Here is a 14,231-nt window from a genome sequence, read left to right as displayed (position 1 = left end):
TAAAAAAAGCCTCGCAAATCGCGAGGCTTTCAAGTTTTAGCAAGGCATCAATTTAGACTAGAACGAGAAAGTCGTCCGAATTGTCCCGACATAAACCGTATCGTTTGCATTGTTGTGCTCAGGATTGAACAATACAATGATGCCCGGCGTGATCGAGATCTTGTCGTTCAATCGCAGACGGTAAAGACCTTCCAAGTGGAACGAAGTATCCTCGTCTTCCTGACGAATACCGTTCACGACCAAATCACTATCGGTCACTTTCGGCGGCATCCCGAAGATCAGACCCGCCATGTTGCCCTTTCCACCCAAGTCAGGGAATGCAAGACCCACAGCCCAGTTCAGAATTGTTGCATCTGCGTTGGTTGCTCTGTTTTCAGCATGGGCTTTGGTCAAACCGCCCCAACCTGATAAAACGAGACCCGGCGTCACTTTGAATGACCCTTGAACACCAAAGTGGTCTGCTGAAACTGCCGAACCCCGAACTCCCCCTGCATTAATGAAATTACCGAATGGGTTGTTCGACAAGGCGCTGCCTGTTCCACTGGAAACACTCGCACCTGTCAAACGGTCATAAGAGCGGACGTAAGTGAAACCCAAGTCAATATTTGAAGAGGGTTTGAAAGCAAGCTGAGCCAATGCTGCATTTGAGCCATTGAACAATCCATTCTTGTCGGTCGGATCGTTGCCATTATCAGCCAAATAGCCGAGCGATACCGTGAATGCTTGGCTCAATGGATAGTTTAGAGTTACACCCGCACCGCTTCCTGAACCACTTGCACCTTGACGGTAGATTGGGTTGAAACGACCAAAGCGCGAGATCGAGCCTTGGCTATCACTTGCTAGCAGTGGGTTGAAGTTGTTGACGTTGTTGTAGAACTCACCGTTGATCGCATCAATGGTAACGGCTCCACCTTGCCCGATCGGGAAACGATAGAACAATTTATCGACGAATGCCGAGTTGTCTGCCGTCCGACCGCCTTCATAGGAGAGGTCAGCCATGTTTGTGCCTGCTGCACCCGCGAAGTCGGTGATGTTTCGTGCTTGAATCCGGGTCAACAATGTGTCTTGTCCGGTGAAGCTCGTTCTCAAGCTCAAACGAACTCGGTTGCTGAAGGTGGTATTGTCGTCAACGTCAGGTCTTGCAACGGCTGCGCCCGTTTCTGCTGCTCTTCTCTCCAACAAGGAGCTAACTGCTTTGCTGTCGCCTTGTGCGCCAGAAATTGAGAAAATTGCTTCCCCTTGCAGTTTGGTAGTGGTGGAGAATTGCTGCTTCTCTAAAGTGGTGGTGCGAGCTTCCAGTGAATCCACACGACCGCGTAAAGTTGCGAGTTCTGCTGCAAATTGTTCTTGCAGTGTTTGCAGGGTTGCCAAATCTTCTTTCTTAACGAGGTCAGCCGTGGATGCTGCGATCAATTCGTTGACGCGATCGAGACAAGCATTCAAACCAGCGGCGAATTCGTAACGAGTCAGCGCTCGGTTCCCACGGTAGGTACGATCGGGATAACCTGCGATACAACCATAGCGCTCAACCAAGGATTGCAGCGCTTGGAATGCCCAGTCGGTGGGTCTGACATCCGACAATTGTGAGACTGAAGTGACTTGACCAGCGTCATTCGCCGATACAACTCCTTCGTTGCTATATGCATTCAATTGGTCAAGCGAAGTACTCGGAGCGGTCGTATCAACTTTAATTTCAGATGCATTAGCGGCGGTCGCAATGCCGATCGTCGCGGAGACAGTCAGGGTCGCACTCAAAAGCACTGGATTAACCAGCAGCGATTTCCACAAATTATTAGACATGGTCACTTCCGTATTCACACCATCAGATTGAAAACATTGCAACTTCGCCTTGATGGCAAAATTACAACATTCCGTAACAGTATAGCCTAGTACAATTCAGATTCCAAACTGGTTGAAATTTCAAATTATCAGCGAAATCAACGTTTCAGGCTGCTTATCAAGAGAGTTGTGATCAGGAACACCATCAGTTCTTTACTAAATCTTTATAAAGAAAAGTCTATTCAGTTCTTAACTGGATTCACTCCAAGTTAAGAAGAAGTTCATGAAATTCGCACCAAAAGTTCAGGCTCAACGGCGCTCAATCCGTCGAAGTCTGAATTTGCGGGTCGAATGCTGGGCTTGAATACTGTCGTAGGGAATCTGATACGCATGGGAGGGTTGATTCTAACGAATCGACTGAGAAGAGTGCGATCGCTCTCCAAATAAAAAGCGGGAAGTGATTAACCTCCCGCTGCTCAACCTATTTCTTCGCTAATCTCTTCGCTTTTGCCACTTTCCGTAATCGAATCGATTCGGGGGTGACTTCTAGCAGTTCGTCAGGGCCGATATACTCAAGTGCCCGTTCCAAACTCATATCAACTGGCTCTTTCAATTGAACCAGTTCTTCACCACCTGATGCACGGTGGTTTGTTAGCTGCTTCGCTTTGCAGACGTTGAGTTCGAGATCTTGTGGGCGATTGTGCTCACCCAGAATCATGCCTTTGTAGACTTTCGTTCCAGGCTTGATAAAGAAGACTCCACGATCTTCAGCGTTCTGCATGGCATAGAATGTCGCGGTTCCTTCTTCAAATGAGATCAGCACCCCATTCCGACGGGCTTCAATGTCCCCACTCATCTTGCGATATTCCAAGAAGCTGTGGTTCATGATGCCTTCCCCACGAGTCAGACGCATGAATTCACCCCGGAATCCAATCAAACCGCGAGCTGGAATCACAAATTCCAAATTCGTGCGTCCATTGGTTCCAACCTGCATATCTTGCATTTCGCCTTTGCGCTGTCCGAGACGTTCGATACAGCCTCCGACTGCTTCTTCGGGAACATCTAAGACTAGAGTTTCAAAGGGTTCGCAAGGTTGCCCGTTTACTTCACGGAAAATCACTTGTGGCTGAGAGACTTGGAACTCGTAACCTTCCCGACGCATTGTTTCGATTAAGATCCCAAGGTGCAGTTCACCCCGTCCAGATACGGCTAATTTGTCTGGTGAATCGGTTTCTTCAATTCGCAACGCCACATTTGTTTCGAGTTCGCGGAACAGTCGATCGCGGAGTTGCCGTGAGGTTACAAACGTCCCTTCTTGCCCAGCAAACGGCGAATCGTTCACAGAGAATGTCATTTGCAATGTCGGCTCATCGACTTTAATCAGAGGCAATGCTTGAGGATCATTCGGATCAGTAATTGTTTCACCGATGTTTGCACCGGCAAACCCTGCCACTGCAACTAAGTTTCCAGCCGTTGCTTCACTAATTTCAATCCGCTTTAGACCTTCAAAGCCCATTAGCTTCGAGATTTTAGATTTGACGACTTCTCCAGTTTCGGTAACGATCGCAGCTTGCTGCCCAACCCTAATCGTGCCGTTGTGAATTTTCCCGATCACAATCCGACCGAGATAATCTGAATAATCTAGTGTTGTCACTTGCAATTGAAGGGGTTTCGACGCATCGCCAACTGGCGGCGGAACGTGACGTAAAATTGCATCAAAGAGCGGCTGCATATCATCTGATTCTTCTTCCAGCGTGTTCTTCGCAAACGCGGAAAGACCAGAACCAAAGAGATAAGGGAATTCGCACTGGTCATCGTCTGCACCCAGTTCAATGAACAGATCCAGAACTTTATCAACCGCAATCATTGGATTGGCACGAGGACGATCGATTTTATTCACAAATACGATCGGGCGCAGTCCTTTCTCTAATGCCTTCTTCAACACAAAGCGAGTCTGAGGCATTGGACCTTCGTTTGCGTCCACAATGAGTAGACAGCCATCTACCATGCCTAAAACTCGCTCAACTTCACCACCGAAGTCGGCGTGTCCAGGTGTATCGACAATATTAATTAGAGTATCTTTGTATCGAACAGCGGTATTTTTAGACAAAATCGTGATGCCGCGTTCGCGCTCTAGATCGTTCGAGTCCATTACGCAGTCCGGGATCTCTTCTCCCTCGCGGAACGTTCCCGCCTGCTTAAGAAGAGCATCGACCAGTGTAGTTTTACCGTGGTCAACGTGAGCGATGATAGCAACGTTGCGAATGGGAAGAGTCATAGATAGACCGTAAGGGTTGAAAAGAATCGTAATAAGAGCTTAACAATTCTATCCTAACGGCTTCTGGTTCGGTTGGAAATTTGTTCTGAAATTAAGTTGAAAATTCGATCGCTGATTTCTTTTTCTACAGGCAATACAGAGAGGCGATTGCCTTGCCGGACGACTGCTAATTCTTCGGGTGTAAATGTTTGTCGTAAAATCTCCAACGAAATCATTGGGAATTTCTTAACAAACTCTGCTCGAACGGTATGCCATCGGGGAGCATCTGGTGAAGATTTTGCGTCGTAATAATCACTGTCTGGATCAAATTGAGTGGGATCGACGACACGAGCTTCCACAATGTGCATCAAGCCGACGATGCCAGGTGGCTTGGCATTGGAATGGTAGAAGAACGCAAGGTCTCCGACCTCCATTGACTTTAAATAATTCCGCGCTTGGTAATTGCGAACACCGTCCCAGAGAGTGATGCGATCGCGTTCGAGATCCGTAATCCCATAGACATCAGGTTCTGATTTCATCAACCAATATTTCATGTTCAATTCCAATTTCATGCTGATTCCCAAAATTCCCCAGCAGTCTACCGCACTGAGTTCCAACATCTTGTAAGGTTGCGAATAAGCAGAAATTATTGAGTGACATGTGAATAAACAGTTTTTCGAGAACGCAACCTGTTATAAAAGTTTCGAGAGAGGAGTGAAATCATATGAACTTACAAAAAACCGCCTTGGATGTTTTGAAGGAGACGAGTCGGACATTTTTCATTCCCATTAGTCGCCTGCCGACCGGACTCAAAGAAGCGGTAGCGTCGGCATATTTGTGCATGAGAGCGATCGACCAAATCGAAGACCATCCCGATTTAGAGAATGCAGCCAAGTCTCGAATGCTTCGGCAAATCAGTTTGGTGTTGCAAGCGGGCGATCGCGGTTTTACGTCTGAAGATTTCCGTCCAATTTTTGCCTCAGAACTTGAGCATCTTGAAGAAGTCACACTGCGACTGGATGAATGGCTCTCTTATGCGCCTGCGGAAATTGCTCCTCGAATTTGGGAAGCGATTTCTACCATGTCTGACCGCATGGCGCATTGGGCAGACTGTAATTGGGCAATTCATACTGAAACGGAACTTGATCAATATACGTTTAGCGTGGCAGCTTCGGTTGGATTGTTGCTATCGGATCTTTGGGCTTGGTATGACGGAACGAAGACCGATCGTATTCAAGCAGTGGGGTTCGGTCGGGGGTTACAGTCGGTGAATATTTTGCGAAATCACGGCGAGGATTTTACTCGTGGTGTAGCGTTCTACCCGAAGGGGTGGACAGATGATGAGATGCAAGCTTATTCCCGCCGCCAGCTTGAACTTGCGAGTGCTTATGTCGAGTCGCTGCCTGAAATCAGCCCGGCACGGGATTTCTGCCGCGTCATTCTAACGTTGGCTTATGCAACTTTAGAAGCGATACAGCACGGGGCAGAAAAACTCAGTCGATCGGAAGTCATGGAACTGGTTCAGCAAGTGACAGCGAGTTAGAACCGTTTGAATGAGATCAACCCTTGCGTTTCCAGTCCGTGGTGGATTGGAAACGCGATTGCAGCGAATCGCTTTAGTCTCTCTGCATGATGCAAATCGATAGCGCTTCATTGTGATTTGCACATGAACTCTCCAACAATCTTCATCTTCCCCAAAAGCTCTCGCGCAAGCCATCTCAGTCAGCTCGTGAGATCCCACAGGAACTTCCCACAATACGGCTTCAATCTTTCACAGAATGAGAAATTTGCTGTTACAGAGCGATACTAATTTGCTCTGTTAAGAAAGATTAAAGAACGCGATCGCACGCTCATTGTGCTATCTAAATCTCCCTGAGCTTCCATGTTGAAAAATCTTGGGTTATGAAACCTAGCAGGATTGTCATAGCTTGAACCAGGCTGTACCATCGCTTCCGGCCGGAAAACGTCGAGATCACGGACTCAATCCTGCGTCTAGCTCAGGACGTACAACAATTTTTATGAACAACAAGATTCAGAGACTATCACTTATGATTAAGCGAATGAATCAAAAATCTCAATCCTTGAGTAATGTAAAGTTAATCACAAACCTCTTGACTTTTCGATTTCACCTAATGCCTCAGATCCAAGCAGAGTCAAGAAAATCCGAACTTTGAATTATTGTTAATAAGCTTCTGAAACGTTTTCATCAAAGCCCTATAATGACCCATTGAGAACCCACGAAGGCGCGATCCCAATACCTGGGAGCCAACTGGAATCTCAGACCAAGCTACTCAGCGACATCTGCGGAATCCGCAACTAGGTCTTATGCCTTGTCATCCCGTCGCGAGTTTGCTTAACAGAAGGGTTTGAGAACCAGTGCCGGATCGGGATTCCTCGTTCCTTGTCTAGAGAGAGGAGAGTCTCAATGACAATTAGCCCACCGGAGCGCGAGGCAAAGGTGCGGGTCGTCGTTGATAAAGATCCCACCCCGACTTCTTTCGAGAAATGGGGACAGCCGGGACACTTCGATCGAACCCTATCTAAGGGACCCAAAACCACCACTTGGATTTGGAACCTTCACGCTAACGCTCACGATTTCGATAGCCATACAAGCGACTTAGAAGACGTTTCTCGTAAAATTTTTAGCGCGCACTTCGGTCATTTAGCCGTTGTGTTCATTTGGTTGAGTGGAATGTACTTCCACGGCGCTAAGTTTTCAAATTATGAAGCATGGCTTGCAAACCCGACTGGTGTAAAACCCAGCGCGCAAGTGGTTTGGGACATCTTCGGTCAAGAAATTCTTAACGCGGATGTCGGCGGCGGCTTCCACGGAATTCAGATCACCTCTGGTTTATTCCAAATGTGGCGGGGTGCTGGCTTCACGAACACATTTCAGCTTTACTGCACCGCAATCGGCGGTCTCGTCATGGCTGGTTTGATGCTGTTTGCAGGCTGGTTCCACTATCACAAACGCGCTCCCAAACTGGAATGGTTCCAGAATGCGGAGTCCATGATGAATCACCACCTGGCCGGTCTGTTCGGACTCGGTTCGTTGGGTTGGGCGGGACACCAGATCCACGTCTCCCTACCTGTGAACGAGTTGCTCGATCGGGGCGTACCTGCGGATAAGATTCCTCTGCCTCATGAGTTCATCTTGAACACCCAATTGATGGCGGATATCTATCCCAGCTTCGCAAAAGGTCTTATTCCTTTCTTTACCCTCAACTGGGGTGAATATTCTGACTTCCTCACCTTCAAAGGTGGCTTGAACCCGGTCACGGGCGGTCTCTGGCTGACTGACACGGCACATCACCATTTGGCGATCGCTGTGTTGTTCATCATCGCTGGACACATGTACCGCACCAACTGGGGTATCGGTCACAGCATGAAGGAAATCCTGGAAGCACATAAAGGTCCTTTCACTGGGGAAGGTCACAAAGGCTTATACGAAGTTCTGACCACTTCTTGGCACGCTCAACTGGCAATCAACTTAGCAATGGTTGGTTCTTTGAGCATCATCGTGGCTCAGCACATGTATGCAATGCCGCCTTACCCGTATTTGGCAACTGACTATGCAACGCAGTTGTCGCTATTTACTCACCACATGTGGTTGGGTGGATTCTTTATCGTCGGTGGAGCCGCTCACGGAGCGATCTTCATGGTGCGTGACTACGATCCAGTTGTGAACCAAAACAACTTGCTTGATCGCGTATTGCGCCATCGCGATGCCATCATTTCTCACTTGAACTGGGTTTGTATCTTCTTGGGCTTCCACAGCTTCGGTCTGTACGTGCACAACGACACGATGCGTGCTTTGGGTCGTCCGCAAGATATGTTCTCGGATACCGCAATTCAATTGCAGCCTGTGTTTGCGCAGTGGGTACAAAACCTGCATACGCTTGCACCGGGCACAACTGCTCCGAATGCGCTGGCTCCTGCGAGCTTTGCATTTGGCGGTGGAACGGTCGCTGTCGCTGGCAAAGTTGCCATGATGCCGATCGCGTTGGGTACGGCGGACTTCATGGTTCACCATATTCATGCTTTCACGATTCACGTAACAGTTCTTATCCTCTTGAAGGGTGTGCTGTTTGCGCGTAGCTCACGCTTGATTCCTGATAAAGCGAATCTTGGTTTCCGCTTCCCGTGCGATGGTCCGGGTCGTGGCGGTACTTGCCAAGTGTCTGGATGGGATCACGTGTTCCTCGGTCTGTTCTGGATGTACAACTCCTTGTCGATCGTTATCTTCCACTTCAGCTGGAAAATGCAGTCTGATGTTTGGGGCACGGTTGGAGCAGATGGAACGGTAGACCATATTACGGGCGGTAACTTCGCTCAAAGTGCGATCACAATCAATGGTTGGTTGCGCGACTTCCTGTGGGCACAAGCGGCTCAGGTGATTGGATCTTACGGATCTGCGTTGTCAGCTTATGGACTCATGTTCTTGGGCGCTCACTTTGTTTGGGCATTCAGCTTGATGTTCCTGTTTAGCGGACGCGGTTACTGGCAAGAGCTGATCGAATCGATCGTTTGGGCACACAACAAGCTCAAAGTTGCACCTGCAATTCAGCCTCGTGCGTTGAGCATTATTCAAGGACGGGCTGTGGGCGTTGCTCACTACCTATTAGGCGGGATTGCCACAACGTGGGCATTCTTCCTAGCTCGATCATTGTCAATCGGATGAGCGAGGATTAACAAACAGCTATGGCAACTAAGTTCCCCAAATTTAGTCAAGACCTTGCCCAAGATCCTACTACTCGTCGGATTTGGTATGGGATTGCCACCGCTCACGACTTTGAAAGCCACGACGGAATGACGGAAGAGAAGCTCTATCAAAAGCTTTTCGCGACTCACTTCGGTCACTTGGCAATCATCTTCTTGTGGGCATCTGGTAGCCTATTCCACGTTGCTTGGCAAGGCAACTTTGAGCAATGGATCAAAGATCCGCTCAACATTCGCCCGATCGCTCATGCGATTTGGGATCCTCAGTTCGGTAAGCCTGCGGTAGATGCGTTTACCCAAGGTGGTGCGAACTATCCTGTCGATATTTCCTACTCAGGTGTTTACCACTGGTGGTACACGATCGGCATGAGAACCAATGGTGATCTGTACCAAGGTTCGATCTTCTTGTTGATCTTGTCTGCTGTCCTCCTGTTCGCAGGTTGGTTACACCTTCAGCCTAAATTCCGTCCGAGCTTGGCTTGGTTTAAGAACGCTGAATCGCGTTTGAATCACCACTTGTCTGGTTTGTTCGGTGTTAGCTCTTTGGCTTGGGCAGGTCACTTGATCCACGTTGCTATCCCTGAATCTCGCGGACAGCATGTGGGTTGGGACAACTTCTTGTCCACCATGCCGCACCCTGCAGGTCTTGCACCTTTCTTTACTGGAAATTGGGGTGTGTATGCAGAAAATCCAGATACTGCTGAACATATCTTTGGTACAGCTCAAGGTTCTGGCTCTGCGATCTTGACGTTCCTCGGTGGATTCCACCCGCAAACAGAATCGCTGTGGCTGACCGATATGGCTCACCACCACTTAGCGATCGCGGTGATCTTCATCGTGGCAGGTCACATGTACCGCACCAACTTCGGGATTGGTCACAGCATCAAGGACATCTTGAATGCTCACAAACCACCCGCTGGCGGTTTGGGTGACGGTCACACTGGACTGTATGACACTGTCAACAACTCCTTGCACTTCCAACTTGGTCTTGCTTTGGCTGCGTTGGGAACGGTGACGTCCTTGGTTGCGCAGCACATGTACTCGATGCCGCCCTATGCCTTCATTGCGAAGGACTTCACGACTCAAGCTGCTCTGTATACTCATCACCAATACATTGCTGGCTTCTTGATGGTGGGCGCATTTGCACACGGCGCAATCTTCTGGGTTCGTGATTACGATCCAGACCAAAACAAGAACAACGTGCTTGCACGTATCTTGGGTCACAAGGAAGCGATTATCTCTCACCTGAGCTGGGTGTCGCTGTTCTTGGGCTTCCATACTCTCGGGCTGTACGTTCACAACGATGTTGTCGTTGCGTTTGGTACTCCTGAAAAGCAAATCTTGATTGAGCCTGTGTTTGCTCAATGGATTCAGTCGACTCACGGTAAGGCACTGTATGGCTTCAATGCTCTACTGTCGAACCCTGACAGCATCGCAACAACGGCTTGGCCGAACCACGGTAACGTTTGGTTGCCGGGTTGGTTAGATGCGATTAACAGTGGTGTTAACTCACTGTTCTTGACGATTGGCCCTGGTGACTTCTTGGTTCACCACGCGATCGCGCTCGGTCTGCACACCACCACTTTGATCTTGGTCAAAGGTGCGTTGGATGCTCGTGGATCGAAGCTGATGCCGGATAAGAAAGACTTTGGCTACGCATTCCCTTGCGATGGTCCGGGTCGTGGCGGTACCTGCGATATCTCTGCATGGGACTCCTTCTATCTGGCAATGTTCTGGATGTTGAATACCATCGGTTGGGTAACGTTCTACTGGCACTGGAAGCATTTGGCGATCTGGTCGGGTAACGTGGCTCAGTTCAACGAAAGTTCGACCTACTTGATGGGTTGGCTGCGTGACTACCTGTGGCAATATTCTGCTCCATTGATCAACGGTTACAACCCGTATGGCATGAATAACTTGGCGGTTTGGGCTTGGATGTTCCTCTTGGGACACTTGGTCTGGGCAACCGGCTTCATGTTCTTGATCTCCTGGAGAGGCTACTGGCAAGAATTGATCGAAACTCTGGTTTGGGCGCATGAGCGCACTCCGCTCGCGAACTTGATTCGCTGGAAGGACAAGCCGGTTGCTCTCTCGATCGTTCAAGCTCGGTTGGTCGGTCTGGTTCACTTCACGGCAGGTTATGTGCTGACGTATGCAGCCTTCGTGATTGCTTCTACAGCAGGTAAGTTCGGCTAATCGAACTGAATGCAGTAGGTAAATGAAAGAAATCCCTCACCTTTGGGTGGGGGATTTTTGGTATGGAGCCTCAGGTTCAGTCGGGTTATACGTATGGCACGTCTTGAGGAAGAATCTTGCATCCAAGACGTTAAACGCTTAATCCCATTCTTCAGCTTCTTCGATTTCAATTTGCGCGATCGCTGTTCTGATGGCTTGCCAATCCGCTCGATTGGTATCAGCGACTAATTGCCCCCGCTCTAACTGCAAAACCCGTTGGCTAAACTGCTCTGCCCAATCAAACTGATGCGTTACGGCTAAAACTGTACAATCCACCTGCGCTAAAATCCGCAGCAATAACTCACTCCGATTTGCATCTAAATTTGCAGTCGGTTCATCGAGTAACAATATCGCAGGCTGACAGATTAATCCTCTCGCGATCGCAATCCACTGTCTTTCTCCTGTTGAAAGCTCTTGCTCTGTGCGATCGTACCAATCCCGAGCAATCTTCATGCGCTCAAAACATTCATCCACGCATCGGTCAACATCTTTGAGATTTCGCAAACTTAATGGATAGCTCAATGCTTCTCGAACCGTCATGCCAAACAATTTGGGTTCTTGTGCAACAAACAGAATTTGCTGGCGCAATTTTGTGACTGAGATTTCTTGAAAGCTTTTGCCTTCAAACTGGATTGACCCCTGAGTTGGTTCAGCTAATCGGTTGAGCAGTCTGAGCAACGTCGTTTTACCTGAGCCGGACGCACCGACGATCGCAATTCGTTCTCCCTGGTTCACGCCAAACGAGATATTGCGCAGCAGGGCATGATCTTCCAGAGTATTGCCTCTTTTGCTCAGCCTGAAATGAGAAAAACTCACGTTCTCTACTTGTAATTGCATCAAATCTTGCCTAACGTGAAAGCGGTCGAAATTGTCCAAGCATCAATCAGCAACAGGAAGAAGGTGAAGCCTAACAAGATCAAATACATCCACGGTTGTGACAAGGGTTTGACATCAGTCGTATCGATTCCGGTCTCTGCCTGAACGCGATCGACGAATCGCGCAAATCCAACGATACGCATTGGCAAAAGATAGCCTTCACCCGATTGGCTGAGAAAATAGTAGACTAATCCGCCCTGACCGGTCGATCGCGGTTTCAATGCCTTCACATCTGCCCAGGCAAGCTGCCAACCCCGGCGGAAAAACTTTGGAACCCACCCTGGATAAGCAACTTGAATTCCTTCTGAATCGACAATCACTCGTTCACTTAATGCAGCGAAGACGATAAGAAATCCGATCGCAATTCCTACCCAAAGCCAACGACTCGGAACAGGCGCATCTGTCGCCTCCGCGAGAAAAGGCAGCGGAGTCGTTAACGCGATGTACAAACTGAGCAACGTAAGTCGAATTAAAGGCGAGATCCGAAAAACATCTGTCATCACACACACTCCTTAATCCAACCGAGAATCTTGCGATTCACTTCCTCCGGGCGTTCGTCGTGGGGACAATGCCCTGCATTCTCAATCTCAACTAATTCCAGTTTTGGATTGAGTTTGACACAATACTCAGCCAAACTCGGCGGCACGAATTTATCTTGCTTCCCCCAAAACAGCAACATCGGAACCCGCACTGTCGGCAAAATCGATCGCGCTCGGTATTCCGTTACTTTTGGAGTATTAACCATCGATCGCAACGCCTTGACTGCACCTGTATCTCGCGCTGGAGTCGCTAAAATTTCAATCAGTTCGTCTGTAATCCCGTCCGAACTTGCATAAGCCTGTTTTGCCCAGAGCCGAATCAAGCGCGAACTTCTCAACACTCGAAAGAACGGATTAAAAATCAATGGAAACGTAAAAATACTTTTCCCTACCACCATAATTGGACGAACGACCTTCACTGCCGAGTCGAACCATTCTGGCTGCTCCAGCACCGAAGAATCGGGTAAATTCAGCATCACGACACCTTTGACCATGTCTGGGTAAGCCTTCGCCACTGCCAGGCAGACCGAAGAGCCAATCGAATTTCCAATCAGCACGACAGGTTCACGCACAAACGTCAGCCAAAAATCATGCACCTGTTCGAGCCAGAGTCTTAAGTTATAAGGCGCGATCGCTTTTTCTGAAGCTCCAAACCCTAACAAATCCAGTGCATACACCGTATGATGCTGGCTCAGCACCGACAGATTATGTCGCCAATGCCCGATCGAAGCGCCGAACCCATGAATGAACAGCAGCGGCGGCGCAATTTCTGATTTTTGCGATCGCAAATAAGTATACCGAGTTTGCCAACCGCGCCACATCCAATCGCGTTGACTGCCAATTCGTTGTCGCCAAGGTAATGCGTCTACCACCATGCACTCGACTCATGTAAACATTTATCTATTCTAATCATCAGGTTCGATATCCAATTCTTGATCCCTCCTTTAGAATTAAAGTTAAGAAATTCCCCGAAAACTCGTCAGACTGAGTAGAATGACGAGTACGATTTCTCAGCGAATTGACAATTGTTTACTGATCGACAGACAAATCGATCGCACATTGTCTCCCTTATCCACTTAATTCAACAGGTGCCTGTGATAGAAAAAAGACCCAATCGAGACATGCCCGTAATCAACGAACGGATTCGGTTTCCGAAAGTTCGTGTCATTGATGCAGATGGTTCTCAGCTTGGCATTATGACCTCACGTGAAGCTCAAACAATGGCAGACGAGAAAGAACTCGATCTCGTTCTCGTGAGCGATAAAGCTGATCCCCCTGTCGTCAAGATCATCGACTACGGTAAGCATAAGTTCGAGCAAGAAAAGAAGGCGAAAGAAGCTAAGAAGAAACAGCATACCGTAGATGTCAAGGAAGTAAAAATGCGCTACAAAATTGAGGAGCACGACTATAACGTGCGAATCAATCAAGCTGAACGCTTCCTGAAGGCAGGGGATAAAGTCAAAGCCACGATCATGTTCCGTGGACGAGAAATTCAGCACAGTGATCTTGCAGAAACTCTGCTGAAGCGGATGGCGACTGACCTCCAAGAAATTGCGGAAGTGCAACAAGCACCGAAGAAAGAAGGGCGCAATATGATGATGCTGCTCGCACCGAAGAAGTAGGGAATTAGGGGAATGGGGAGATTCAGACGATATACTCCCTTGTGAAGCGTAATATCGCCATTCCCCTATTCCTCCATTCCCCCAACCCAATTAAGGGACAGTGAGATCAATTCTTGCTGTCCCTTTTGCTTCGGTAGAAACTTGGGCATCTTAGGGAGGATTCCTCACATACATCAAGGAATCATGTGCATCGATTTAACGAGA

At 48.5% G+C, this 14,231-nt stretch carries 10 protein-coding genes; 4 read left to right on the top strand and 6 right to left on the bottom strand.

From position 1 onward, the window contains the following. Positions 1–57: 57 nt before the first annotated feature. From ACMUEV_RS12545 to ACMUEV_RS12535, 3 genes are all read right to left on the bottom strand, one after another. Entirely contained in the window at positions 58–1,800 is a 1,743-nt protein-coding gene (locus ACMUEV_RS12545; protein ID WP_190651987.1) for an iron uptake porin, read from the bottom strand. Between the two features lie 460 nt (positions 1,801–2,260). After that, the gene (gene typA, locus ACMUEV_RS12540; RefSeq protein WP_026148710.1) at positions 2,261–4,057 is read right to left on the bottom strand and encodes a translational GTPase TypA; all 1,797 of its coding nucleotides are present in this window, start codon (positions 4,055–4,057) and stop codon (positions 2,261–2,263) included. A 53-nt stretch (positions 4,058–4,110) separates the two neighbouring features. Continuing rightward, positions 4,111–4,590, bottom strand: a complete 480-nt coding sequence (locus ACMUEV_RS12535) for an EVE domain-containing protein (RefSeq protein ID WP_144056219.1) — start codon at positions 4,588–4,590, stop codon at positions 4,111–4,113. 170 nt (positions 4,591–4,760) lie between these two features. Between ACMUEV_RS12535 and ACMUEV_RS12530 the strand changes: the two genes are divergently transcribed. From ACMUEV_RS12530 to psaB, 3 genes are all read left to right on the top strand, one after another. Continuing rightward, a complete protein-coding gene (locus ACMUEV_RS12530) occupies positions 4,761–5,579 on the top strand; it encodes a squalene/phytoene synthase family protein (protein WP_190651988.1) in 819 nt (272 codons plus the stop codon). An 882-nt stretch (positions 5,580–6,461) separates the two neighbouring features. Beyond that, complete coding sequence (gene psaA / locus ACMUEV_RS12525; protein WP_017288762.1) at positions 6,462–8,717, top strand: photosystem I core protein PsaA; 2,256 nt, start codon at positions 6,462–6,464, stop codon at positions 8,715–8,717. 20 nt (positions 8,718–8,737) lie between these two features. After that, positions 8,738–10,951, top strand: a complete 2,214-nt coding sequence (gene psaB, locus ACMUEV_RS12520; protein WP_017288763.1) for a photosystem I core protein PsaB — start codon at positions 8,738–8,740, stop codon at positions 10,949–10,951. A gap of 138 nt (positions 10,952–11,089) precedes the next feature. On the opposite strand, the gene ACMUEV_RS12515 is transcribed toward psaB, so the two are convergent. From ACMUEV_RS12515 to ACMUEV_RS12505, 3 genes are read right to left on the bottom strand one after another with little or no spacing between them, the layout of a single operon-like run. Continuing rightward, entirely contained in the window at positions 11,090–11,827 is a 738-nt protein-coding gene (locus tag ACMUEV_RS12515) for an ATP-binding cassette domain-containing protein (protein ID WP_190651989.1), read from the bottom strand. Then, positions 11,827–12,366 (bottom strand): hypothetical protein, encoded by a 540-nt coding sequence (locus ACMUEV_RS12510; RefSeq protein WP_190651990.1) that lies wholly within the window; start codon positions 12,364–12,366, stop codon positions 11,827–11,829. Before ACMUEV_RS12510 ends, ACMUEV_RS12515 begins: the two co-directional genes overlap by 1 nt. Next, positions 12,366–13,280, bottom strand: a complete 915-nt coding sequence (locus ACMUEV_RS12505; protein ID WP_017288766.1) for an alpha/beta fold hydrolase — start codon at positions 13,278–13,280, stop codon at positions 12,366–12,368. Before ACMUEV_RS12505 ends, ACMUEV_RS12510 begins: the two co-directional genes overlap by 1 nt. A gap of 246 nt (positions 13,281–13,526) precedes the next feature. On the opposite strand from ACMUEV_RS12505, the gene infC reads away from it, so the two are divergent. Continuing rightward, a complete protein-coding gene (gene infC / locus ACMUEV_RS12500; RefSeq protein ID WP_017288767.1) occupies positions 13,527–14,027 on the top strand; it encodes a translation initiation factor IF-3 in 501 nt (166 codons plus the stop codon). The last annotated feature ends 204 nt before the right edge of the window (positions 14,028–14,231 follow it).

Origin of the sequence: Leptolyngbya sp. FACHB-1624 (assembly GCF_047649235.1) — a bacterium.
Taxonomy (GTDB): domain Bacteria; phylum Cyanobacteriota; class Cyanobacteriia; order Leptolyngbyales; family Leptolyngbyaceae; genus Leptolyngbya; species Leptolyngbya boryana.
This window is presented reverse-complemented; position numbering and strand designations above follow the sequence as displayed.

Excerpts from the sequence above, each read along its gene's own strand:
- ACMUEV_RS12510 (WP_190651990.1), bottom strand. The coding sequence starts at position 12,366 with ATGACAGATGTTTTTCGGATCTCGCCTTTAATTCGACTTACGTTGCTC.
- infC (WP_017288767.1), top strand. The coding sequence starts at position 13,527 with ATGCCCGTAATCAACGAACGGATTCGGTTTCCGAAAGTTCGTGTCATT.
- typA (WP_026148710.1), bottom strand. The coding sequence starts at position 4,057 with ATGACTCTTCCCATTCGCAACGTTGCTATCATCGCTCACGTTGACCAC.
- psaB (WP_017288763.1), top strand. The coding sequence starts at position 8,738 with ATGGCAACTAAGTTCCCCAAATTTAGTCAAGACCTTGCCCAAGATCCT.
- ACMUEV_RS12505 (WP_017288766.1), bottom strand. The coding sequence starts at position 13,280 with ATGGTGGTAGACGCATTACCTTGGCGACAACGAATTGGCAGTCAACGC.
- ACMUEV_RS12515 (WP_190651989.1), bottom strand. The coding sequence starts at position 11,827 with ATGCAATTACAAGTAGAGAACGTGAGTTTTTCTCATTTCAGGCTGAGC.
- psaA (WP_017288762.1), top strand. The coding sequence starts at position 6,462 with ATGACAATTAGCCCACCGGAGCGCGAGGCAAAGGTGCGGGTCGTCGTT.
- ACMUEV_RS12530 (WP_190651988.1), top strand. The coding sequence starts at position 4,761 with ATGAACTTACAAAAAACCGCCTTGGATGTTTTGAAGGAGACGAGTCGG.
- ACMUEV_RS12535 (WP_144056219.1), bottom strand. The coding sequence starts at position 4,590 with ATGAAATATTGGTTGATGAAATCAGAACCTGATGTCTATGGGATTACG.
- ACMUEV_RS12545 (WP_190651987.1), bottom strand. The coding sequence starts at position 1,800 with ATGTCTAATAATTTGTGGAAATCGCTGCTGGTTAATCCAGTGCTTTTG.